The organism is Streptococcus sp. AS14 (assembly GCF_000286495.1).
GTDB lineage: Bacteria > Bacillota > Bacilli > Lactobacillales > Streptococcaceae > Streptococcus > Streptococcus sanguinis_P.
Map to the genome: position 1 here is coordinate 22,897 of NZ_ALKI01000018.1, position 21,950 is coordinate 44,846.

21 protein-coding genes are annotated in these 21,950 nt (G+C 44.3%); 19 read left to right on the plus strand and 2 right to left on the minus strand.

Translation table 11 applies throughout. From position 1 onward, the window contains the following. Positions 1 to 3 precede the first annotated feature (3 nt). The 6 genes from rpiA to HMPREF1150_RS01865 all read left to right on the plus strand — a co-directional run bounded on the left by rpiA (position 4) and on the right by HMPREF1150_RS01865 (position 5,295). The gene (gene rpiA / locus HMPREF1150_RS01890) at positions 4 to 681 is read left to right on the plus strand and encodes a ribose-5-phosphate isomerase RpiA (RefSeq protein ID WP_009660444.1); all 678 of its coding nucleotides are present in this window, start codon (positions 4 to 6) and stop codon (positions 679 to 681) included. A 13-nt stretch (positions 682 to 694) separates the two neighbouring features. Further along, complete coding sequence (locus tag HMPREF1150_RS01885) at positions 695 to 1,906, plus strand: phosphopentomutase (RefSeq protein ID WP_009660502.1); 1,212 nt, start codon at positions 695 to 697, stop codon at positions 1,904 to 1,906. 29 nt (positions 1,907 to 1,935) lie between these two features. Beyond that, complete coding sequence (locus HMPREF1150_RS01880; protein ID WP_009660298.1) at positions 1,936 to 2,748, plus strand: purine-nucleoside phosphorylase; 813 nt, start codon at positions 1,936 to 1,938, stop codon at positions 2,746 to 2,748. A 332-nt stretch (positions 2,749 to 3,080) separates the two neighbouring features. Next, positions 3,081 to 3,794: a purine-nucleoside phosphorylase gene (gene deoD, locus HMPREF1150_RS01875; protein WP_032905788.1), complete on the plus strand. Its 714-nt coding sequence runs from the start codon at positions 3,081 to 3,083 to the stop codon at positions 3,792 to 3,794. Further along, a complete protein-coding gene (locus tag HMPREF1150_RS01870) occupies positions 3,791 to 4,552 on the plus strand; it encodes a hypothetical protein (protein WP_009660348.1) in 762 nt (253 codons plus the stop codon). The genes deoD and HMPREF1150_RS01870 overlap by 4 nt, the downstream gene beginning before the upstream one ends. Before the next feature lie 11 nt (positions 4,553 to 4,563). Then, complete coding sequence (locus HMPREF1150_RS01865; RefSeq protein ID WP_009660289.1) at positions 4,564 to 5,295, plus strand: NAD-dependent protein deacylase; 732 nt, start codon at positions 4,564 to 4,566, stop codon at positions 5,293 to 5,295. Positions 5,296 to 5,336: 41 nt separating this feature from the next. On the opposite strand, the gene HMPREF1150_RS01860 is transcribed toward HMPREF1150_RS01865, so the two are convergent. Continuing rightward, on the minus strand, positions 5,337 to 6,245 hold the full coding sequence (locus HMPREF1150_RS01860) for a LysR family transcriptional regulator (RefSeq protein ID WP_002895403.1): 909 nt from the start codon (positions 6,243 to 6,245) through the stop codon (positions 5,337 to 5,339). A 245-nt stretch (positions 6,246 to 6,490) separates the two neighbouring features. Between HMPREF1150_RS01860 and HMPREF1150_RS01855 the strand changes: the two genes are divergently transcribed. The 12 genes from HMPREF1150_RS01855 (at position 6,491) to nt5e (ending at position 19,125) form a co-directional block, all read left to right on the plus strand. Further along, the gene (locus tag HMPREF1150_RS01855; RefSeq protein WP_009660347.1) at positions 6,491 to 7,336 is read left to right on the plus strand and encodes a hypothetical protein; all 846 of its coding nucleotides are present in this window, start codon (positions 6,491 to 6,493) and stop codon (positions 7,334 to 7,336) included. A 30-nt stretch (positions 7,337 to 7,366) separates the two neighbouring features. Continuing rightward, positions 7,367 to 8,341 carry a hypothetical protein gene (locus HMPREF1150_RS01850; RefSeq protein WP_009660428.1) on the plus strand — a complete coding sequence of 325 codons (975 nt, stop codon included), beginning with the start codon at positions 7,367 to 7,369 and terminating at the stop codon, positions 8,339 to 8,341. Positions 8,342 to 8,444: 103 nt separating this feature from the next. Beyond that, entirely contained in the window at positions 8,445 to 9,356 is a 912-nt protein-coding gene (locus HMPREF1150_RS01845; protein ID WP_198002706.1) for a dihydroorotate dehydrogenase electron transfer subunit, read from the plus strand. A gap of 11 nt (positions 9,357 to 9,367) precedes the next feature. Beyond that, positions 9,368 to 10,306 (plus strand): dihydroorotate dehydrogenase, encoded by a 939-nt coding sequence (locus HMPREF1150_RS01840; RefSeq protein WP_009660384.1) that lies wholly within the window; start codon positions 9,368 to 9,370, stop codon positions 10,304 to 10,306. Between the two features lie 247 nt (positions 10,307 to 10,553). After that, entirely contained in the window at positions 10,554 to 11,246 is a 693-nt protein-coding gene (gene pyrF, locus HMPREF1150_RS01835; RefSeq protein ID WP_002930580.1) for an orotidine-5'-phosphate decarboxylase, read from the plus strand. 84 nt (positions 11,247 to 11,330) lie between these two features. Further along, positions 11,331 to 11,960, plus strand: a complete 630-nt coding sequence (gene pyrE / locus HMPREF1150_RS01830) for an orotate phosphoribosyltransferase (protein ID WP_009660524.1) — start codon at positions 11,331 to 11,333, stop codon at positions 11,958 to 11,960. 111 nt (positions 11,961 to 12,071) lie between these two features. After that, entirely contained in the window at positions 12,072 to 13,610 is a 1,539-nt protein-coding gene (locus HMPREF1150_RS01825; protein WP_009660470.1) for a glycosyltransferase family 39 protein, read from the plus strand. Further along, the gene (locus HMPREF1150_RS01820) at positions 13,607 to 14,359 is read left to right on the plus strand and encodes a DUF4336 domain-containing protein (protein WP_009660522.1); all 753 of its coding nucleotides are present in this window, start codon (positions 13,607 to 13,609) and stop codon (positions 14,357 to 14,359) included. Before HMPREF1150_RS01825 ends, HMPREF1150_RS01820 begins: the two co-directional genes overlap by 4 nt. A 35-nt stretch (positions 14,360 to 14,394) precedes the next feature. Beyond that, positions 14,395 to 15,048 carry a uracil-DNA glycosylase gene (locus tag HMPREF1150_RS01815; RefSeq protein WP_009660309.1) on the plus strand — a complete coding sequence of 218 codons (654 nt, stop codon included), beginning with the start codon at positions 14,395 to 14,397 and terminating at the stop codon, positions 15,046 to 15,048. An 8-nt stretch (positions 15,049 to 15,056) separates the two neighbouring features. Next, a complete protein-coding gene (locus tag HMPREF1150_RS01810) occupies positions 15,057 to 15,521 on the plus strand; it encodes an 8-oxo-dGTP diphosphatase (RefSeq protein ID WP_002900284.1) in 465 nt (154 codons plus the stop codon). 12 nt (positions 15,522 to 15,533) lie between these two features. Continuing rightward, a complete protein-coding gene (locus HMPREF1150_RS01805; protein WP_032905790.1) occupies positions 15,534 to 16,802 on the plus strand; it encodes a dihydroorotase in 1,269 nt (422 codons plus the stop codon). 163 nt (positions 16,803 to 16,965) lie between these two features. Next, entirely contained in the window at positions 16,966 to 19,125 is a 2,160-nt protein-coding gene (nt5e, locus tag HMPREF1150_RS01800; protein WP_009660490.1) for a cell surface ecto-5'-nucleotidase Nt5e, read from the plus strand. Between the two features lie 39 nt (positions 19,126 to 19,164). On the opposite strand, the gene plsY is transcribed toward nt5e, so the two are convergent. After that, a complete protein-coding gene (plsY, locus tag HMPREF1150_RS01795) occupies positions 19,165 to 19,815 on the minus strand; it encodes a glycerol-3-phosphate 1-O-acyltransferase PlsY (RefSeq protein WP_009660442.1) in 651 nt (216 codons plus the stop codon). A gap of 190 nt (positions 19,816 to 20,005) precedes the next feature. On the opposite strand from plsY, the gene parE reads away from it, so the two are divergent. Then, complete coding sequence (parE, locus tag HMPREF1150_RS01790; RefSeq protein ID WP_009660365.1) at positions 20,006 to 21,949, plus strand: DNA topoisomerase IV subunit B; 1,944 nt, start codon at positions 20,006 to 20,008, stop codon at positions 21,947 to 21,949. The last annotated feature ends 1 nt before the right edge of the window (position 21,950 follow it).

The following is a 21,950-nucleotide window of genomic DNA, read 5'->3' on the forward strand; positions in this document are numbered from 1 at the left end:
GCTATGGAAAATCTAAAGAAACTGGCAGGAATCAAGGCTGCTGAATTTGTCCAAAGCGGGATGATAGTTGGTCTCGGGACGGGTTCGACCGCTTATTATTTTGTCGAAGAAATTGGCCGTCGTATAAAAGAAGAAGGACTACAGATTACAGCTGTGACGACTTCCAGTGTCACTAGCAAACAGGCGGAAGGTTTAGGTATTCCGCTCAAATCCATTGATGAAGTTGACTTTGTTGATGTGACAGTTGATGGTGCTGATGAGGTTGACGCCACTTTTAACGGTATCAAGGGCGGTGGTGGCGCACTTCTCATGGAGAAAGTCGTAGCGGTGCCTACCAAGCACTATATCTGGGTAGTCGATGAAAGCAAGATGGTAGAGAAGCTAGGTGCCTTCAAGCTACCAGTAGAAGTTGTTCAGTACGGTGCTGAGCAGCTCTTTCGTCGCTTTGAACGTGCGGGCTATAACCCAGCCTTTCGTCAGAAGGACGGTCAGCGTTTTGTTACAGACATGCAGAATTTCATTATCGACTTAGATTTAGGTGTGATTGAAAATCCAGTCGAGTTTGCGCAAGAACTAGATCATGTAGTGGGCGTAGTGGAGCATGGACTGTTTAATCAAATGGTAGACAAGGTCATTGTTGCTGGAAAATCGGGTCTTCAAGTTTTAGAGGCCAATAAATAGAAAGAGGTGTTTTATGCCAAAATTTAATCGTATTCACTTGGTAGTCATGGACTCAGTTGGTATCGGTGCTGCACCAGATGCTAATAATTTTGTCAATGCAGGGGTACCAGATGGTGCTTCAGATACTCTGGGACATATTTCCAAAACGGTAGGGCTGAATGTGCCAAATATGGCTAAAATCGGTCTAGGAAATATCGAGCGTCCTGTTCCTTTGAAGACAGTTCCTCAAGAAGAAAATCCTAGTGGTTACTATACCAAGCTGGAAGAAGTATCACTCGGAAAAGACACGATGACAGGACACTGGGAAATCATGGGTCTCAATATTACTGAGCCTTTTGATACTTTCTGGAATGGCTTCCCAGAAGAAATCCTGACTCAGATTGAAGAGTTTTCTGGTCGCAAGGTCATTCGTGAGGCTAACAAGCCTTACTCTGGTACAGCAGTTATTGATGACTTTGGTCCTCGTCAGATGGAAACAGGCGAGCTGATTATCTATACCTCTGCTGACCCAGTATTGCAAATTGCAGCACACGAAGAAGTGATTCCTTTGGAAGAGCTCTATCGTATCTGTAAATTCGCCCGCTCTATTACCTTGGAACGCCCTGCGCTTCTAGGACGTATCATCGCTCGTCCTTATGTAGGTGAGCCAGGCAACTTCACTCGTACAGCCAACCGTCACGATTATGCAGTGTCTCCGTTTAATCCAACTGTTCTTGATAAGCTCAATGAAGCTGGAATTGCTACCTATTCTGTTGGTAAGATTAATGATATCTTCAACGGCGCTGGAATCAATCATGATATGGGCCACAATAAGTCTAACAATCATGGTGTAGATACCTTGGTCAAAGCCTTGAAAGACGAAAACTTCAAAGAAGGTTTCTCATTTACTAACCTAGTAGACTTTGATGCTCTTTATGGTCACCGCCGTGATCCACATGGCTACCGTGACTGTTTGGAAGAGTTTGATGCTCGCATCCCAGAAATCATTGAAAACATGCGTGAAGATGATTTGCTCATGATTACTGCTGACCATGGTAATGACCCGACCTATGCCGGAACTGACCACACTCGTGAGTACATCCCGCTTTTGATCTTCGGAAAATCGCTGAGCGGTCATGGTCATATTCCTGTCGGACGCTTTGCGGATATCTCAGCTACCGTTGCTGAAAACTTTGGAGTGGACAAGGCGATGATTGGTCAAAGCTTCTTGGACAAATTGGTATAAGCATTATAAGAGAGTGAGGAAAATGTTTTATGACAAGCTTATCAGAAAAAATCAAAGCAACAGCGGCTTTTTTGAAAGAAAAAGGTATGACAGAGCCTGAGTTTGGTCTGATTTTGGGATCTGGTTTGGGAGAATTGGCTGAAGAAATCGAAAATTCCGTTAGTCTTGACTATGCGGATATTCCAAACTGGGGCCGCTCAACTGTTGTTGGCCACGCTGGGAAATTAGTCTATGGAGACTTGGCAGGACGGAAAGTCTTGGCGCTGCAAGGCCGTTTCCACTTCTATGAAGGAAATCCTTTAGACATCGTTACCTTCCCAGTGCGTGTGATGAAGGCTCTTGGTGCGACAGGTGTCATTGTGACCAATGCTGCTGGCGGTATTGGCTATGGCCCTGGTACACTGATGGCCATCACTGACCACATCAATATGACTGGTCAAAATCCTTTGATTGGTGAAAACTTGGATGAATTTGGTCCACGTTTCCCTGATATGTCTAAATCTTACACTCCAGAATACCGTACCGTCGCTCACAAAGTTGCGGATAAGCTTGGTATCAAGCTGGATGAGGGTGTCTATATCGGTGTAACTGGACCGACTTATGAAACACCAGCAGAAATCCGCGCTTATAAGACGCTTGGGGCGGATGCAGTCGGCATGTCTACTGTTCCTGAAGTGATTGTAGCAGCACATTCTGGATTGAAAGTCCTTGGAATTTCATGCATTACAAACTTTGCTGCTGGGTTCCAAGAAGAGCTTAATCATGAGGAAGTGGTTGAAGTAACAGAACGTGTCAAGGGTGATTTCAAACGACTGCTTAAAGAAACACTTGCTGAATTGTAAAAAAATACTGAAAGGCGGAGTGTCTGGGTTGGTAATTAAACCCGAGCCAGCCTTTCTATCTAGCTGATAAAATCATTAAACTAAAGAAAGGTAGAGTGTGTTCAGATTTGAACACGAGCGAAAAACTATCTTTCAAATAAATACAGAAAGGAAGGGCGTCTGAGTTTGAATTGAACTCGGGCTAGTCTTTCTATGAAATATTAAAAATAAGAAAGAAAGGAATTGAACCCACCCTAAAAGCGGTGGGAAAAAGATAGTTGGTCTTGCGAGCATCGCTCACTGCGGCCATCTCCTATTTTCCCTTTGCTTTTGACGGGTTTGGTATCTTAACTATGTCTATTCATATTTCTGCTAAGCCAGGTGAAATTGCTGATAAAATTCTTCTTCCAGGGGATCCGCTTCGGGCGAAATTTATTGCGGAGAATTTTTTAGAAGGCGCTGTTTGCTTCAATGAAGTCCGCAATATGTTCGGCTACACTGGTACTTATAAAGGCGAGCGTGTTTCTGTTATGGGGACAGGGATGGGAATGCCATCAATCTCAATCTATGCGCGTGAGCTGATTGTTGACTACGGTGTGAAAAAGCTGATACGTGTGGGAACTGCTGGATCACTGAATGCGGATGTTCATGTCCGTGAATTGGTTTTGGCGCAGGCGGCTGCAACCAACTCCAACATTATCCGCAACGACTGGCCACAGTATGATTTTCCACAAATCGCTAGCTTTGATTTGTTAGATAAGGCTTACCATATCGCCAAAGAACTTGGTATGACTACGCACGTTGGAAACGTCTTGTCGTCTGATGTCTTTTATTCAAACTACTTTGAAAAGAACATCGAGCTTGGTAAATGGGGCGTTAAGGCTGTGGAAATGGAAGCAGCTGCTCTTTACTACTTGGCAGCTCAGCACCATGTGGACGCTCTTGCTATCATGACCATTTCTGACAGCTTGGTCAATCCTGAAGAGGATACGACAGCAGAAGAACGCCAAAATACCTTCACCGATATGATGAAGGTTGGTTTGGAAACCTTGATTGCAGAAGCATGAAAGTAGATGTCAAAGAAGCCATTCTCTTTGCTATTTCCCGCTATGACTATGCTTATGCCCATAAACTAGCTGAGCGAGCAGGAAGCGGTGTCCAGTCTGACTTGGTCCTTCTTCTTGAGGCTTTAGCGGAGCGAAGAGAGCTCAACATCCAATCTATGATGAATCTAAAGTTGGAAATCACTGGGTCTAACCTAGCTGATTTTCAGCTTTTTTGCCATGAAGATGAAGCGGATGAGCAGCTGGTCAATTACCTTTATGATCTGGAAGCCAAGTTGAGAAATGAGCAGCTGATTGACTTTATCCGAGCTGTTAGTCCAGCTATTTATCGGATTTTTATGCGGCTGATTCGCATGCAAATACCAGATATTGAGAGCTATATTCATAATTCGCGAGGGGCTAGTTACGACCGTTGGAAGTTTGAAAAGATGCGAAATTCTGATAATCCTGACCTGCAAAATTTTCATGCAGAAAGCACGGTCAATTCTTCTAGTTTGACGGAGCTGATTTTGCAGTTGCATTTTCCTGAATCTGTCAAAGAATCAGCACAGCAGCTAAGAGAGTTAGAAAAGTCAGTCCGCAATCCGTTGGCACATCTTATCAAGCCTTTCGATGAGGAAGAATTGCACAGGACGACAGGTTTTTCGTCTCAGCACTTTATGGAGCTTCTGGTTGATTTGGCGCAGGAGACAGGCATTGTCTACCAGAGGGAACCTTTTTACTTCGACCGAGCGAATGAGCTCATAGAAAGTCTCTTATAAGGAGTAGCAGGATGGATAAAATTACAAGGCTGCAAGAATTGATAGATCAAAGCCGGGATATCGTCTTTTTCGGTGGGGCGGGTGTTTCGACGGAGTCCAATATTCCGGACTTCCGCAGTTCAGATGGGATATACAGTGTCAAGCTGGGACGGCATTTTACAGCGGAGCAGCTGGTTTCTCACACTATGTTTGAGCGCTATCCGCAGGAGTTTTTTGACTTTTACAAGAAGTACCTGCTCTATCCGGATGCCAAGCCCAATGCTGCTCATGTCTACTTGGCAGACTTGGAGAAGACGGGCAAGCTCAAGGCTGTAGTGACTCAAAATATCGATAGTTTGCATGAAATGGCCGGTTCAAAGAAGGTTCTCAAGCTACATGGCAGTGCGGATAGAAATTACTGTCTGAATTGTCAGCGATTCTATGATTTGGACAGCTTTCTGGCTCTGCACGGTACCATTCCTCGCTGCCTTGACTGTGGCGGTATTGTCAAGCCAGATGTGACTCTCTATGAAGAACCTCTAGATATAGAAGTTTTCCAGCAGGCTGCCCAAGCAATCCAGCAAGCAGACCTGCTGATAATCGGCGGCACTTCCTTAGTCGTCTATCCCGCAGCCAGCCTTATCCAGTACTTTGCAGGTAAGCATCTGGTTGTCATCAACAAGACCAGCATCCCTCAAGACAGCCAGGCAGACTTAGTGATTGAGGGCAAGATTGGAGAAGTGTTGGGGAAGTTGAAACAATAGAAAAAACACCTGAGATAGCTTTTTCAGGTGTTTTTTGCAGTTTATTTATCAAATTGTACTTCCTCAATCAGATACTCAATAAAGCGTTCTCCCATTTTGGATAGGCTAGCTTTTTCGTGCTGGATGTAAACCAGTTCAATCGGATCATCAATGTCCAGTGGGATTGACACGATATTATCTCCGTTGAGGTTGCTGTTGAGGATACCGGTTGCAATTGTGTAGCCGTCTAAACCAATCAAAAGGTTAAAGAGGGTCGCACGGTCGCTGACGACGATAGATTTTTTATGGTGCTCCTGAGAAAGAATTTCCTCTGAAAAGTAGAAGGAGTTGTGGGTCCCCTGGTCGTAGCTGAGGTAAGGGAAGTTTTCTAAGTCAGATAATTGAACCAGTTTTTTCTTGGCCAACGGATTGGACTTGCTGACAAAGATATGGGGCTGCGCTGTGAAGAGATGAGTCGCAATCAGATGATTGTCGTCCAGCATCTTGGATAGGACATCTCGGTTGTAGCTATTGAGAAAGAGGACGCCGATTTCGCTGCGGAAGTTTTTTACATCGTCAATGATCTCCCAAGTCCGAGTTTCCCGCAAAAAGAGCTCGTATTTCTCCATATCGCTTTTTTTAAGCAGGGAGACAAAGGCATTGACCACAAAGGCATAGTGCTGAGCAGAAACGCTGAAAAGCTCTCGGTGGGCGACAGGGTTTTTGTATCGCTCCTCTAGAAGCTGCGTCTGCTCAACTACCTGCCGGGCATAAGAAAGAAACTCCATGCCGTCCTTGGTCAAGGTAATTCCTTTGGGATTGCGAATGAAAATCTCGATGCCCATTTCATTTTCCAAATCTCGCACAGCATTGGACAAACTAGGCTGAGTAATGAAAAGTTGCTTGGCAGCCTCATTCATGCTACCAGTCTCGACGATTTTGATAATATAATGTAACTGTTGAATTCTCATAGGACTATTTTATCACAAACTGGGGATTTTTTCCCGATAAATCAATGAAAGCTAGCATGGTTTTATAATTGAATTTATTAAATGGATAGATAGCCAAAGAAATTCTATTGAAGACAGTGACATTTTTAATCTTTATTCTTTTCGGAATTATAGAGAGATTTTATCCATTCTTTTATAATGAAGCAGATTTTGCAATTTCAAGTTATTCGTGATATGATGATTTTTAGACTGTAAAAGGAGTAGTTATGAAGAGAAAAGAAGATTCTTTTGAAGATATTGCTTTTGAGTTAGAGAAGGAGACATCCAAGTCTAAGTTCTTACCATTCGTTCTATTAGCCATTATTGGCTTTTCTATCGTTGGAGCAATATTTTTAATGCTTTCCATACCGGAAAAAGCTAAATCTAAGCAACCGGTGAGCCAGTCAAGTCAGATTATTTCACCATCAAAAGAATTAGAGGATAAGGAGACTGAAGTAAAAAAATTCGCTGAAAGCCTTATCGTTTCTCCAGAAAAAAGCGGTCCCTTTCTTTGGACGGTTGACAAGGCAGTTTCTCTACACATGGACAAAGATAAAGGTGGAGTCGTCTTGGAAGATGTTTTAAAAGAATTTGGAAAACCTGTTGAAGTTGGTTCATGGATTGACTTTTCATCAAATAATGAAATTCAAAAGCATATTCGTCTTTTTTGGAAAGAGAAGAATGGTGCTCTTGGCTATGTTTCTTTAACATTTGCTGAATTTGATGGTGTTTATAAGCTCATTTCCAAGTACCATTCTAACCTTGCAAGTGATGAAATTAAGGTGGATCAAAATCCTAATAGAGACTTTTTATGGACGCAAGAATATATTGATAGTCTTGTTATTGGTGCTAGAGAAGGTACTGACAAAGGTACGGCTTATAATGAGATCGTTTCAAATGTTGGCTTACCTCTATATCAGACGATTTTGGGAGAGGATAAACAACTTCAAATGCGGGTTACTTATAACAATCCAAGGGGATGGAGATCTCCAGATGAATTGAAAACTGTTAATTTAGAATTTTATAAGCAAGAAGATGGAACATGGCGTTTGGTTTCTAAACAAAGCCAGTAAACTAAAATAAAAAAGACAGAGGAGATAATCTTGAGAAGGAGTAGCAAGAAAAAACATGATGCCAATTCATTTAGAGATATCAAAAGAGAACTTTATAAACAACAAAAGATAAAAAGAGAAGAACTTAGCATGATGGCCATACAGGAGGAGAAAAAAAGGATTAATTCGGCCTTTATTCTTCTTTGTTTGACCTTGTCATTTGCTTTGTTCTTTGGCTTCTATTATTTTTCTCAAAAGGTTCCTAGAGCCAACCTTAAGTACAAATATAATAAGACGGTCTCGTCAGTTAGTAGAGAAAGCTCTACTACTCAGCAATATGATGAAGAGCCAGAAATAAATCAAGATCAAAAGGAACTGAAAAAGAAAATTGTTGAGGAAGATGAAAAAAAGTTTGTTTTTAATTGGACATTAGACAATTTTGTAGAACTCAAAATAGCAAAAGTTGGGGGGTGGAAAAATAATCCGACTTTGGAAGAGGTTATTACGAAATATGGTAAGGGTTCAAATGTAAGTTTTACCGAAAATGGATTGACACTAACTTATAAGACAAGAATTGTAGATGTTCCTAGATATGGTTCATCAGGACATCCTCAGGAAATCAGTTTGGGTTTTTATGACCCCGATTCCAATGGAAAAAAGTACTATTTAATAACCAAAACGGCAGTTTACTTGGATGACATTCATAACCTACCTGCTACCAAAAATGAGTTTGTTTTTAAGTGGAAGCCAGAAGATATGGATACATTAACAGTAGGTGATAGTCAATATGGAAAAGGTGGAATGACATATCAAGAAGTTGTTGGGCGATTTGGACTGCCTTCAGATATTAATTTTTCTGGAAGCGATACAGATTATAGCCCATTATCTTTACAGGTGAATTATTTTAATATTCATCGTCCACCTGCTGAACGAAAATCGGATAGGGTGTCTTTGATTTTCAAGAGACAGGAGGATGGCAGCTTTTGTCTTGCAGATGCAAGAAGTGAATTTGACAAGAGCTGGTAATACTTCGATTCATTAGTGACATGAAAATTCTGATATTTTTATGCCTTGACATTCCTCGTCTCTAACGATATAATGTTTACAATTTAACCTTTAATCAAGTCCAGTGAGGCTGCAAGGTGAGAAAAACGGTATAAGAGGCAATTGGCTGCCTTGTTTTTGCAAAACCTTGCTGCGGCGAGGTTTTTTTCTTGTAGAAAGTGAGGTTGTCATGGTTAGTGATAGTTGTAAAAAGAGATTTGGCAAGATTATGCTGGAGCAGATGGAGCTGCTTGAGCAAGTAGAGATTGCGCCTAATATTTTTTCTATGCTCCTAAAGGGCAAAATGGTCAGCCAGATGCAGGCTGGGCAGTTTTTACATATTCGGGTACCAGATGACAGCAAGCTTTTGCGCCGGCCTATCTCAATCGCAGAAATTGACCGAGATAATCTGATTTGTCGCATCATCTACCGGATAGAAGGTGGCGGGACGGCTATTTTTTCTCAACTTCCTGTTGGTTCTTATCTTGATGTTATGGGGCCTCAGGGCAATGGCTTTGATTTGAGCCCTGCAAGGGCAGGTGACCACGCTTTGATTATCGGTGGTGGGATTGGTGTCCCTCCTCTGCTTGAGGTTGCTAAAGAGTTGCATGCCAAGGGAGCTCAAGTGACAGCTGTACTGGGATTTGCTGACAAATCTGCTGTCATTTTGGAAGCAGAAATGAAAAAATACGCCGAAGTCATTGTTACGACGAATAATGGTTCTTATGGTCGCAAAGGCTATGTATCAGCAGTTGTGGATGAGTTGTCCCAAGACTATGCGGCTGTCTATTCCTGTGGAGCGCCAGCCATGCTCCAGTATGTCGATCGTAAGTTTCAGGACCATCCGCATGCTTATCTCTCCATGGAGTCTCGTATGGCTTGTGGTATGGGCGCTTGCTATGCCTGCGTAGTTCATGTTGCTGGTCAGGGCGAGTCAGTCAATAAGCGAGTTTGTGAAGACGGCCCGGTCTTTGAGACGGGCACGGTTATTGTCTAGGAGGTGAAAGAATGAGTGACCAACGTTTAAGAGTTTCCTTGCCAGGCTTGGACCTGAAAAATCCAATTATTCCAGCATCTGGCTGCTTTGGCTTCGGTCAAGAATATGCCAAGTACTATGACCTGGACTTGCTGGGTTCTATCATGATAAAGGCTACGACTTTGAACCCCCGCTTTGGCAATCCCACTCCGCGGGTTGCAGAAACGCCAGCTGGTATGCTCAATGCCATTGGCCTGCAAAATCCAGGTGTTGAGGTTGTTCTAGCTGAAAAACTGCCCTGGCTGCAAAAGCATTATCCCTACCTTCCAATCATCGCTAATGTAGCGGGCTTTTCCAATCAAGAATATGCCACAGTGGCTGGTAAAATTTCCCAAGCTCCTAATGTCAAGGCTATCGAGCTCAATATTTCCTGCCCTAATGTTGACCATGGAAATGCTGGCCTTTTGATTGGCCAAGTTCCAGAGCTGGCTTTCGAAGCAACCAAGGCAGCAGTAGAGACTTCTGCTGTACCTGTCTATGTCAAACTAACTCCAAGTGTGGCAGATATCACTCAGGTAGCTAAGGCTGTTGAAGACGCAGGTGCTGCTGGTTTTACTATGATTAATACCTTAGTAGGTATGCGATTTGACTTGAAGTCGCGCAAGCCTATTATAGCTAATGGCACTGGTGGCATGTCTGGTCCGGCTGTCTTTCCGGTAGCTCTCAAGCTGATCCGTCAAGTGGCGCAGGCAAGCAAACTTCCTATCATTGGTATGGGGGGAGTTGATTCTGCGGAGGCTGCTCTGGAGATGTTTATAGCAGGCGCTTCAGCCATTGGAGTGGGAACTGCCAATTTCACAGATCCATATGCCTGCCCGACCATCATTGAAGACTTGCCAAAGGTTATGGATAAATACGGTATCGAAAGTCTTGAAAGCTTACGAAAAGAAGTTCGAGAGAATTTGCTTTAAAGTTACATTTTTACTTGACAATCCTGCTGTGAAATTATAGAATGAACTAAATATAACCTTTAAAGAAGTCCAGAGAGGCTACTAAGGTACATACGTTTGAATGGCAACTACTGCCACATTTTCGTGTAACCTTGCTCTCGGGCAAGGTTTTTCTATGTCTTTGGGCCTAACGTTACAGTTGGTTTTGAGATAGGATTGCCTAGCAGACTTCTTTGAAGATAATAATTTAAAAGGAGATTTTCCCCTCATGCGTGAAGAACGGCCTATTATCGCCCTCGACTTTCCATCTTTTGACGATGTCAAAGATTTCTTGGAGCATTTTCCGGAAGATGAAAAACTCTATGTCAAAATCGGCATGGAATTCTTCTATGCCATTGGTCCAGAAATCGTTCATTATCTGAAAGGTCTTGGACACAGCATTTTCTTGGATCTGAAACTGCACGACATTCCCAATACGGTCCGCTCAGCCATGTCTGTCTTAGGTACTTTTGGTATTGACATGGTCACGGTCCATGCAGCAGGCGGTGTGGAGATGATGAGCGAAGCCAAGAAGGTCTTGGGGGATAAGGCTAAGTTGGTTGCGGTGACCCAGCTGACCTCGACCAGTGAGGAAGATATGCGTGATTGCCAAAACATCCAGACCACGGTTCAGGAGTCTGTTGTCAATTACGCTCGGAAGGCTAAAGAAGCTGGTTTAGATGGCGTAGTTTGCTCAGCTCAAGAAGTCGAACTGATAAAAGCAGCAACTGCAAATGACTTTCTCTGTGTGACGCCGGGTATTCGGCCAGCTGGATCAGAAATTGGCGACCAAAAGCGGGTCATGACACCGCAGGAAGCCCATCAAATCGGCAGTGATTATATTGTAGTAGGTCGTCCAATTATCCAAGCTGAGAATCCTTGGGATGCTTATCACGAGATCAAGAAGCAGTGGAATAGCTAGGCTAAGCAAAAACAAGGAATTCGAATTAAATCGTTTGTCAAAATTAATAGCATCATAAAATTTCAAATTTATAAGGAGTAAAAAATGACTTTAGCAAAAGAGATTGCGCGTGATTTATTGAAAATCAAAGCTGTGTATTTGAAGCCGGAAGAGCCTTTTACATGGGCGTCGGGCATCAAGTCACCTATATATACGGATAACCGTGTGACCTTGGCTTATCCAGAAACTCGGACCTTGATAGAGGATGGTTTCGTTGAAAAGATTCGGGCGGAATTTCCAGATGTAGAAGTCATTGCTGGAACTGCGACAGCAGGTATTCCTCACGGAGCCATTATCGCTGATAAGATGAACCTGCCATTTGCCTATATCCGCAGCAAACCAAAAGATCACGGAGCAGGCAATCAAATCGAAGGTCGCGTAGCGCCTGGGCAGAAGATGGTTGTCATTGAGGACTTAATCTCGACTGGAGGTTCGGTCTTGGATGCTATCGCTGCCGCTAAACGTGAAGGTGCGGATGTGGTTGGAGCAGCGGCTATCTTTACCTATGAGCTGCCAAAGGCAGAAAAGAACTTCGATGAAGCAGGTGTCAAATTGGTGACCCTTTCTAACTATACAGAGCTAATCACTCTAGCTGAAGCAGAAGGGTATGTCAGTCCTGAGGGCTTGTCCTTGCTTGAGAAATTTAAGCATGACCAAGAGAATTGGCAGGCCTAGACCGAATAGAAATAAAATGATCTGACTCTTATTCAGGTCATTTTTCAGTAAAACGTCCTTGTCTTGCCTTTAAAAATGGCTTAAAGTCTCGGTGTTTGGTATAATAGAGCTATGTCTAAGATTTATCATCTATCCTTTTCGATATTACAGAAAGTGTTGCTGATTACAGCTGTTCACTGGTTTCTGATTGCCATCTGGCATGTTGCAGAGCTGAATAGTATAGCTATGATTGCTTTTGCCGGCTTGGCTTATCTGGCCTATCGCTATCGGCATTTGCTAGAAAAAGCTTATCATTGGCTGATGAAGCATAAACTTCTTATTATGTTAGCTGCCTTTATTTTTCAGCTGATTATGCTCTTTTCGGCAGAGCTTTTGATTAGGCGTGACGCAGCTGTGGTCTTTACAGGGGCTTTCAAAACTCTGAAAGAAAGCTCCATTTCCAGCTATCTGACCCGGAATCCTAACAATGTCTCACTATTTCTCTACGAGCGTTTTTTCTTTAATGTATTTGGAGAATCTGGTCTATGGGTCATGCAGGCCTTAAATATTGTTTATACTAACGTAACGGCCTTGATTCTCTATAAGGGTTGCCAAAAGTATTTTTCCCAAAAGGCTGCAGATGCTGTCTTTAGTCTTTATGTGCTTTTACTGGGCTTTTCTCCTTATTTCTTTTCAATGTATACCGATATTCCGCCCCTGCCTTTCATCAGTTTGCAGATTTTCCTAGTTTTGGGATTGCTGAAGGGAGAGGAATCTAGCCGACAGCTGGTTTGGCGCAGTATTTTGCTTGGGCTGATGACTAGTCTGGCTTTCTTCTTTAGACCAACAGTAATGATTTTGCTGATAGCTGTCTTCGGAGTCCTCTTTTTTAAAAAGAATTGGAAGAAGTTCTTTCTGACACTAGTCGTTTTTGCTTGCAGTTTTGCGATTAGCTATGCCCCGCTGCATTACTGGTCCAAGCACCAGACGGAAGTGCCGATTATGGAGGGAGAGGGATTGGCAAAAGGTCCTTTGCTCTTTATTAATCTAGGTCTGACCTTCAATGGCCACAATCAGGAAGATATGAAAGAAGGGCTCTTGCAGTATATTGAGCCTGATAAGCAATATGACTATAACAATGGCATGTTTGCCAAGGAATATGTTATCAAGGAAATCAAGCGGCGCTTAAGCGATTATAATCCTTTGACTTTTGCTCATCATCTCTTCCACAAGCAGTCTCTGACTGTAGCTGAAGGTGATTTGGGCTGGCTCTACCGCAGTGTCGAAAATGAAAAGACGCCTTATATATCGCCTTTTTACCAAGATACGAAAGATAATCCTTTAACTCAGTTTGTCCGTGACTTCTTCCTGAACACTGACAAGTCAGAATTTGTCTATTTCTCGCTGTCCAAGCAGGTGGTTTGGATTGTCATGGCAGCAGGACTTGTTTTTGCGCTTTGGAAATATCGATCCAGTGACGAACTGAATTTTCTAACCTTAGCTGTTTTTGGCGGCCTGCTTTTTCTGCAGATTTTTGAGGGAGGAAAGACCCGTTATTTGATTCAGTTTTTGCCACAGATTCTGATTCTGTCTGCTATGGGCTTATCTCAGTACCCACAAGTCCTAAGGAAGTTTCGTTTTTGGACTAGAAAGAAGGAGTCTTTAGAATGAAAAGACCTGTTCCTATCTATGAACCGCTTTATACCTTGAAACCTATTGCCGAGAATATCTGGATTGTCGACGGTGATTTGATTGAGATGGATGCGGTTCTGACACAGTTGCCCTTTTCCACCCGAATGACTGTCATCAAGTTAGCAAATGGCCAGCTCTGGTGTCATTCACCAATCCAACCAAATCAAGCCTTGTTTGACCAGTTGGACGCTTTGGGACCAGTTGCGCATCTTGTTTCACCTAATAAGATTCACTATGCCTATATAGCTGACTGGAAGAAGCGTTATCCTGAGGCAATTGCTTGGTCTAGCCCAGGAGTGGAAGAGAGAGCAGCCAAGCAGAAAATACCAGTCTCTTTTGATGAAAAGCTGACAGATGAGGCTCCAGAAGCTTGGGCAGGTCAGATAGATCAGTTGGTTTTCAAGGGAAGTACTTATATTGAGGAAGTTGTCTTTTTTCATAAGGACAGTCAAACCTTGATTTTGACAGATTTGATTGAGAATTTTGAAACAGAGCATTTTCCAAGTCAGATTCGCGGCAAGGCTTATAAATTAGTTCGTGTTGCAGCTCCGGATGGCCAGACGCCTATTGACTACCGTATGACCTTTATCGGTCATCAAAAAGAAGCCAAAGAATGTCTAGAGCAGATGCTAGCTTGGCAACCGGAAAAAATCATCCTAGCCCACGGTTCTTGTTTTCTGGAAAATGGCAGAGCAGAACTCAGAAGAGCACTTAGGTGGATAAGATAAGAGAATTTTATCGTAGGAAATGAGAGGAGACATATATGCAGCATTCAGCTTGGCACGCTTTGATTAAGGAGCAATTGCCGGAAGGTTATTTTTCAAAAATCAATCATTTTTTAGATGAAGTGTATGCTTCGGGGACCATTTACCCACCTCGGGAAAAGGTGTTTAATGCGATTCAGACGACAGATTTAGCAGATGTTAAGGTAGTTATTTTGGGGCAGGATCCCTACCACGGACCGAGACAGGCACAAGGCTTGAGTTTCTCTGTACCTGATGACATTCCAGCTCCGCCTTCTTTGCAGAATATTCTTAAAGAACTTGCAGACGATATTGGAGTGAAGGAGTCGCATGATTTGACTTCCTGGGCTCAGCAAGGTGTTCTCTTGCTCAATGCTGGGCTGACTGTGCCTGCTGGCCAGGCCAATGCGCATGCCGGCTTAATCTGGGAGCCTTTTACAGATGCTATTATCAAAGTAGTCAATGAAAAGTCTCATCCAGTTGTCTTTATCCTATGGGGTTCTTACGCCCGTAAGAAAAAAGCCTTGATTAGTAATTCCCAACATTTGATTATCGAGTCAGCTCACCCAAGTCCGCTGTCAGCTTACCGTGGTTTCTTTGGCAGCAAACCTTTTTCACGTACCAATGATTTCTTAGTGGCTAAGGGCTTGGAACCTATTGATTGGTTAGCTTAGGAGGTAGTATGGTTCAGTTAGCAACGATTTGTTATATCGATAATGGCCGGGAGTTTCTCATGCTGCACCGCAACAAAAAGCCCAATGATGTTCATGCTGGGAAGTGGATTGGTGTCGGTGGCAAGCTAGAGCGAGGAGAAACCCCGCAGGAATGCGCTGCACGCGAGATTCTAGAGGAAACAGGACTAAAGGCTAAACCTGTTCTCAAAGGCGTTATTACTTTTCCGGAGTTTACTCCCGACTTGGACTGGTACACCTATGTTTTTAAGGTGACTGAGTTTGAGGGTGAACTGATTGAATGCAACGAAGGGACTTTGGAATGGGTGCCCTATGACCAGGTTTTATCTAAACCAACCTGGGAAGGCGATCATACTTTTGTTGAGTGGCTTTTAGAAGACAAGCCTTTCTTTTCTGCAAAGTTTGTTTATGACGGAGATAAGCTATTGGATACGCAGGTGGACTTTTACGAATAAGGAGATAAGATGATGCTATTAATCAAAAACGGACGAGTTATGGATCCTAAGACTGGTTTTGACCAAATTACTGACCTCTTGGTCGAGGGGAAGAAAATTGTCAAAATCGGTCAAGATTTGCAGGCAGAAGGAGCAAAAGTTATTGACACGAGTGGTTTGGTTGTGGCTCCAGGTTTGGTGGATATACACGTTCATTTTCGGGAGCCGGGCCAGACTCATAAGGAAGATATTCACACGGGGGCCTTGGCAGCAGCAGCAGGTGGTTTTACGACCGTTGTAATGATGGCCAATACCAATCCGACCATTTCTACAGTTGAAACTCTGAAAGAAGTACTGGAGTCGGCTAGTCGGGAAAATATCCATATCAAGTCGGTTGCAACAATTACAGAGAATTTTGATGGACAGCATCTGACAGATTTTCAAGGTCTCTTGGCAGCTGGTGCAGTAGGTTTTTCTGATGACGGTATTCCACTGACCAACGCTGGCATTGTCCGCCAGGCGCTCGTAGAAGCACGTAAAAATGACACCTTTATCAGCTTGCACGAGGAAGATCCCAATCTCAACGGCATACTCGGTTTTAACGAGCATATTGCTAAAGAGCATTTTCATATCTGCGGCGCGACAGGTGTGGCAGAGTACAGCATGGTTGCTCGCGATGTCATGATTGCTTATGATGCAAAGGCTCATGTGCATATCCAGCATTTGTCCAAGGCTGAGAGTGTAAAGGTTGTGGAATTCGCTCAGAAGCTAGGCGCTCAAGTCACTGCTGAAGCAGCACCTCAGCACTTCTCTAAGACAGAAGCTTTGCTATTGACCAAGGGTAGTAATGCTAAGATGAATCCGCCTCTGCGCTTAGAATCGGACCGTCTGGCGGTTATTGAGGGGCTCAAATCAGGTATCATTTCTGTCATTGCGACGGACCATGCTCCACATCATGCTGACGAGAAAAATGTAGCCGATATCACTCAGGCGCCTTCTGGTATGACTGGGCTTGAGACTTCGCTTTCTCTGGGACTGACCTACTTGGTAGAGGCTGGTCATCTGAGCTTGATGGAGCTTTTGGAGAAAATGACATTTAATCCAGCTCAGTTGTATGGTTTTGATGCTGGATTCATCGCTCAGGATGGTCCTGCTGATTTGACAATATTTGATCCAGAAGCAGATAGACTTGTGACTGACCACTTTGCCTCCAAGGCAGCCAATTCACCTTTTGTTGGTGAAAAGCTTAAAGGCCAAGTGAAGTTTACTATCTGTGATGGGGAAGTTGTCTTTAAAGGATAATGCAGATTAGACTCTGATGAATTTCAGGGTCTTTTTTAACACAGAAAATTTTCTAGTAATTTTCTGAAAAACCGAATGTTTGTTAAAATAGTAGTGGTTTAGTTCCTTTTTAAGCAAAAAAGATGTATAATATAACAAAATACTAAAGAGGAGTGTTCGTTATATGAAGAAGAAATTTTTCATCTTACCTGTTCTATCAACGGTGCTTTTGGCACCTGCTTTTTTGGCCCATCAAGTCTCTGCAGAAGAGGCTCAGGCTAGTCCAGAGCCAGCAAAGGCTGAGTTGACCAATCAGCCAGCTGCTGAGACAGCTTCTGAAGTGCAACCAACTGCTCCAGCAGCTTCAGCAGAAGAAAAGCCAGCAGCAGATAGTCAGAATACAGCTGCTCCGGCTGGTCCAGCTGCGACAGAAGCCGCTGCAGCACCAGCCCAGTCTGAAAATCTACCAGAGGCTACGATTCTCCATACCAACGATGTGCACGGTCGCATTGTAGAGGAAAAAGGCGTTATCGGTGATGCTAAGCTGGCTACTGTTATCAAGGAAGAGCGCGCTAAAAATCCTAAAGTGCTAGTTGTGGATGCGGGTGATGCCTTCCAGGGGCTGCCAATTTCCAATAGCTCAAAAGGTGAAGAACGAGCGAAAATCCTCAATGAAATAGGCTACGATGCTATGGCAGTCGGAAACCATGAGTTTGACTTTGGTCTAGATGAGGCAAAGAAATACAAGGAAATTCTTAAATTCCCACTCCTAAGTTCCAATACCTACGCTAATAATGCTCGAGTTTTCCAAGCATCTACTATTGTAGACAAGGATCCAGCGGTTGAGGGAGATGAGTTTGTGGTAATCGGTGTGACAACACCTGAAACTGCTACAAAAACTCACCCTAAAAACATCCAAGGTGTTACCTTCACTGATCCAATCACAGAGGTTAATCGAGTTATTGACGAAATTGAAGCACGCGCAGCAGCAGAAGGAAAGAACTACAAAAACTACGTTGTTCTAGCTCACTTGGGTGTTGACACGACAACTCCGACTGAGTGGCGCGGTTCAACCTTGGCTGAAGCTCTTTCTAAAAATCCTAAGCTCAAAGGCAAGCGCGTAACCGTTATTGACGGCCACTCCCACACAGTAGAGTCTACGACTTATGGCGATAATGTCACCTACAACCAGACCGGTAGCTACCTACACAATATCGGTAAAGTGACTTTCAAGGCCAATCAGCTTCTGGGAAATCCTCAGCAAATTCCTGCTGAAACAGCTAAAAAAGTCGCTCCAGACCCAGTTGTAGCAGACATGGTCAGCAAGATTAAAGCCAGGTACGACGCTGATAATGCCAAGGTTATCGTGGCAAACAGCCCAGTAGAGCTTAATGGTGACCGTGAAAATGTCCGTGTTCGGGAAACCAATCTGGGTAATGTCGTAGCGGATGCTCTCTACGATTATGGTCAAACTGGCTTTGCCAATAAAACAGACTTAGCTGTTACTAACGGAGGCGGTCTGCGCGAAACTATTGCCAAAGACAAGCCAATCACCAAGGGAGATGTTATCGCCGTATTGCCTTTTGGGAATACTATTTCTCAAATCAAGGTTACTGGTCAAAATATTGCAGATATGTTTGCCAAATCTCTAGGCTCTATTCTCCAGGAGAAAGATGGTAAACCTGTGCTGGATGAGAACGGCCAACCCTTGCTAGAACCAAGCGGTGGTTACCTGCAAATCTCAGGAGCTAAAGTCTACTACGACACCACTCTGCCAGCTGATCAGCGTGTCCTCCACATTGAGATTAAGAACAAAGAAACGGGTGTTTATGAGCCTCTTGATCCAAATAAGACTTACTATCTGACGACTAATGACTTCTTGGCTGCTGGTGGTGACGGCTATACCATGCTGGGCGGCCCTCGCGAGGAAGGTCCATCTATGGATGTGGCTTTCGCAGACTATCTGGCAAAAGCTGATTTGACAGCCTATGCGGTTATCAATCCAAACTCACGTGCTATCTCTATTTCATCCACTAAGGATACAGACGGCGATGGCTACACAGATATTGAGGAAATCAAGCAAGGAACAGATCCAGCTAATGCAGCTTCCTACCCAGCTGGTGCCAAAGCAGCTGATCCTGGAAAACAGGCAGCTCCAATGGCCAACACGCCAAAACAAACCAAGCAAGTAGCAGTTCATGTTGCCAAGACCTTCACTAAGGATCCTGCAGCTAAAGAACTGCCACAGACAGGCAGCGAATCAGCAGTTACCTTGAGCCTAGTTGGTATGGTTTTAGGATTCTTTGGATTGGTAGGAATTAAGAAAAGTCACAAAGAAGACTAGTTAGAAGACACAATAAAACGGAAGTTGTTCACTTCCGTTTTATTTCTTAGTCTCAGGATTTTGATGTGTGATATTCAAACCCCAAGGGATTAAATTTTCTTTTTTCTGTTTGATACGTTGGATATTGTCCTTGTGCCGGAGGATAATAATCAAAGCCAGCGCAATGATAATAAGAGTGAAGAAGAGGTCATAGCTGAGCAGGATAAAGCCGACTAAAGGAAAGAGCAGGGCAGATAGAATAGCGATGACTGCTGAGAGCACGCTTGCCAGAGAAATCATACTGCCTAGATAGAGGATGCTGGCAAAGATGACAATCAGATAGACAAAGAAGGCTGGTGAGAAGCCCAGAACAACCCCTGCACTGGTTGCCACGGCCTTGCCGCCCTTAAAGCCAGCAAAGATAGGAAAGGTATGGCCAATCACAGCCAAGAGGCCAAAGACAAGCGGCGAAACTCCCTCAATATGCAAAAAGAAAGGCAGCAGGGTCGCTGCAGTTCCTTTGAGAAAGTCGATCGCAAAAGTAGCCGTCCCCGCGGTCTTTCCCAAAATGCGGAAAGTATTGGTCGTTCCGGTATTGCCGCTGCCGTATTCTCGCAGGTTCTTCTTAAAGAAAATTTGCCCAATCCAAAGCCCAGTCGGAATAGAGCCCAGTAAATATGCTAGTATTAATCCAATTATCGTGTTCAACATGATTTTATTATACCATTATTTCGCTTTCTTACAATAGAAAAGGATAGAATTTATAGCAGGAAATGTCTACTCGGATATTGGATTCTTCTTCGTGTGAAATCAGTCCTCATCAGCAGTTTTTTCAAAAAAATCTTTGCAATATTTGCCAAAAACTTGTAAGATAGAAAAGATGAATCATTAGGAGGTTCTTGTGGCAAAAAAGGAAATTAATATTAACAATTATAATGACGATGCTATTCAGGTATTAGAAGGGTTGGACGCGGTCCGCAAACGTCCGGGGATGTATATTGGCTCAACCGACGGAGCGGGACTCCACCATCTGGTCTGGGAGATTGTGGACAATGCTGTCGATGAAGCCCTGTCAGGCTTTGGTGACCGAATTGATGTGACGATAAACAAAGACGGCAGTCTGACTGTCGCAGACCACGGACGCGGGATGCCAGTCGGCAAGCACGCTATGGGCATTCCCACGGTTGAGGTCATCTTCACCGTTCTCCACGCCGGAGGTAAGTTCGGTCAAGGTGGTTATAAGACCTCAGGTGGTCTCCACGGTGTAGGTTCCTCCGTTGTCAATGCCCTATCTAGCTGGTTGGAAGTGGAAATCACGCGGGATGGGACTGTTTACAAGCAGCGCTTTGAAAATGGCGGAAAACCAGTCACTACGCTCAAGAAAATCGGCACTGCACCTAAGTCTAAGTCTGGGACCAAAGTCACCTTCATGCCGGACGATACGATTTTTTCAACGACAGACTTCAAGTACAACACTATTGCTGAGCGGCTTAAGGAATCAGCCTTCCTGCTCAAGAATGTCCGACTGTCACTGAGCGATGCGCGGACTGGCGAAGAAGTAGAGTTTCACTATGAAAACGGGGTTGAAGACTTTGTCAGCTATCTCAATGAAGACAAGGAAACCCTGACTCCTGTCCTCTATTTTGAGGGCGAGGAGAGCGGCTTCCAAGTTCAGGTGGCTCTCCAGTACAACGACGGCTACGCCGATAATATCCTGTCCTTTGTCAATAACGTCCGCACCAAGGACGGCGGTACCCACGAGACAGGGCTCAAGACCGCTATCACCAAGGCCATGAACGACTATGCCAGAAAGACCGGCCTGCTCAAGGAAAAGGACAAGAATCTGGAAGGCTCGGACTACCGCGAGGGTCTAGCTGCTGTCCTATCCATCCTGGTCCCTGAAGCTCACCTGCAGTTTGAAGGCCAGACCAAGGACAAGCTGGGCAGTCCTTTGGCTCGTCCGGCCGTGGACTCCATTGTCTCTGACAAGCTGACCTTCTTCCTCTTGGAAAATGGTGAGCTGGCATCTAATCTTATCCGCAAGGCTATCAAGGCCAGAGATGCCAGGGAAGCAGCCCGCAAGGCGCGTGACGAAAGCCGCAACGGCAAGAAGAATAAGAAAGACAAGGGCTTGCTCTCTGGTAAGCTGACTCCGGCCCAGTCTAAGAATCCAGCCAAGAACGAACTCTATCTGGTCGAGGGAGACTCTGCCGGTGGCTCTGCCAAGCAAGGCCGTGACCGTAAGTTCCAAGCTATCCTGCCTCTACGCGGTAAGGTTATCAATACTGCTAAGGCTAAGATGGCTGACATTCTCAAGAACGAAGAAATCAACACCATGATCTACACGATTGGAGCGGGTGTTGGAACAGACTTTACCCTTGAGGATGCCAACTATGACAAGATCATCATCATGACCGATGCGGACACCGACGGTGCCCATATCCAGACCTTGCTGCTGACCTTTTTCTATCGCTATATGCGCCCGCTGGTCGAGGCTGGCCGCGTCTATATCGCCCTGCCGCCTCTCTACAAGATGTCCAAGGGCAAGGGCAAGAGCGAAGTCGTCGAGTATGCCTGGACCGATGGCGAACTGGATGACCTGCGCCGCAAGTTTGGCAAGGGTGCAATGCTTCAGCGCTACAAAGGGCTCGGTGAAATGAACGCCGACCAGCTCTGGGAGACGACCATGAATCCCGATACCCGCACCCTCATCCGTGTCACCATCGAAGACTTGGCCCGCGCCGAACGTCGTGTCAATGTCCTCATGGGCGACAAGGTCGAACCACGCCGCAAGTGGATTGAGGATAATGTCAAGTTTACGCTTGAAGAAGCGACCGCTTTTTAAA

Bases quoted from the DNA above. Each gene is read 5' to 3' on its own strand.
- HMPREF1150_RS01820 (WP_009660522.1), top strand. From the start codon at position 13,607: ATGAAAAGACCTGTTCCTATCTATGAACCGCTTTATACCTTGAAACCT.
- pyrE (WP_009660524.1), top strand. From the start codon at position 11,331: ATGACTTTAGCAAAAGAGATTGCGCGTGATTTATTGAAAATCAAAGCT.
- HMPREF1150_RS01860 (WP_002895403.1), bottom strand. From the start codon at position 6,245: ATGAGAATTCAACAGTTACATTATATTATCAAAATCGTCGAGACTGGT.
- rpiA (WP_009660444.1), top strand. From the start codon at position 4: ATGGAAAATCTAAAGAAACTGGCAGGAATCAAGGCTGCTGAATTTGTC.
- HMPREF1150_RS01885 (WP_009660502.1), top strand. From the start codon at position 695: ATGCCAAAATTTAATCGTATTCACTTGGTAGTCATGGACTCAGTTGGT.
- HMPREF1150_RS01880 (WP_009660298.1), top strand. From the start codon at position 1,936: ATGACAAGCTTATCAGAAAAAATCAAAGCAACAGCGGCTTTTTTGAAA.
- HMPREF1150_RS01810 (WP_002900284.1), top strand. From the start codon at position 15,057: ATGGTTCAGTTAGCAACGATTTGTTATATCGATAATGGCCGGGAGTTT.
- pyrF (WP_002930580.1), top strand. From the start codon at position 10,554: ATGCGTGAAGAACGGCCTATTATCGCCCTCGACTTTCCATCTTTTGAC.
- HMPREF1150_RS01855 (WP_009660347.1), top strand. From the start codon at position 6,491: ATGAAGAGAAAAGAAGATTCTTTTGAAGATATTGCTTTTGAGTTAGAG.
- HMPREF1150_RS01865 (WP_009660289.1), top strand. From the start codon at position 4,564: ATGGATAAAATTACAAGGCTGCAAGAATTGATAGATCAAAGCCGGGAT.
- plsY (WP_009660442.1), bottom strand. From the start codon at position 19,815: ATGTTGAACACGATAATTGGATTAATACTAGCATATTTACTGGGCTCT.
- HMPREF1150_RS01825 (WP_009660470.1), top strand. From the start codon at position 12,072: ATGTCTAAGATTTATCATCTATCCTTTTCGATATTACAGAAAGTGTTG.
- nt5e (WP_009660490.1), top strand. From the start codon at position 16,966: ATGAAGAAGAAATTTTTCATCTTACCTGTTCTATCAACGGTGCTTTTG.
- HMPREF1150_RS01815 (WP_009660309.1), top strand. From the start codon at position 14,395: ATGCAGCATTCAGCTTGGCACGCTTTGATTAAGGAGCAATTGCCGGAA.
- HMPREF1150_RS01840 (WP_009660384.1), top strand. From the start codon at position 9,368: ATGAGTGACCAACGTTTAAGAGTTTCCTTGCCAGGCTTGGACCTGAAA.
- HMPREF1150_RS01805 (WP_032905790.1), top strand. From the start codon at position 15,534: ATGCTATTAATCAAAAACGGACGAGTTATGGATCCTAAGACTGGTTTT.
- deoD (WP_032905788.1), top strand. From the start codon at position 3,081: ATGTCTATTCATATTTCTGCTAAGCCAGGTGAAATTGCTGATAAAATT.
- HMPREF1150_RS01870 (WP_009660348.1), top strand. From the start codon at position 3,791: ATGAAAGTAGATGTCAAAGAAGCCATTCTCTTTGCTATTTCCCGCTAT.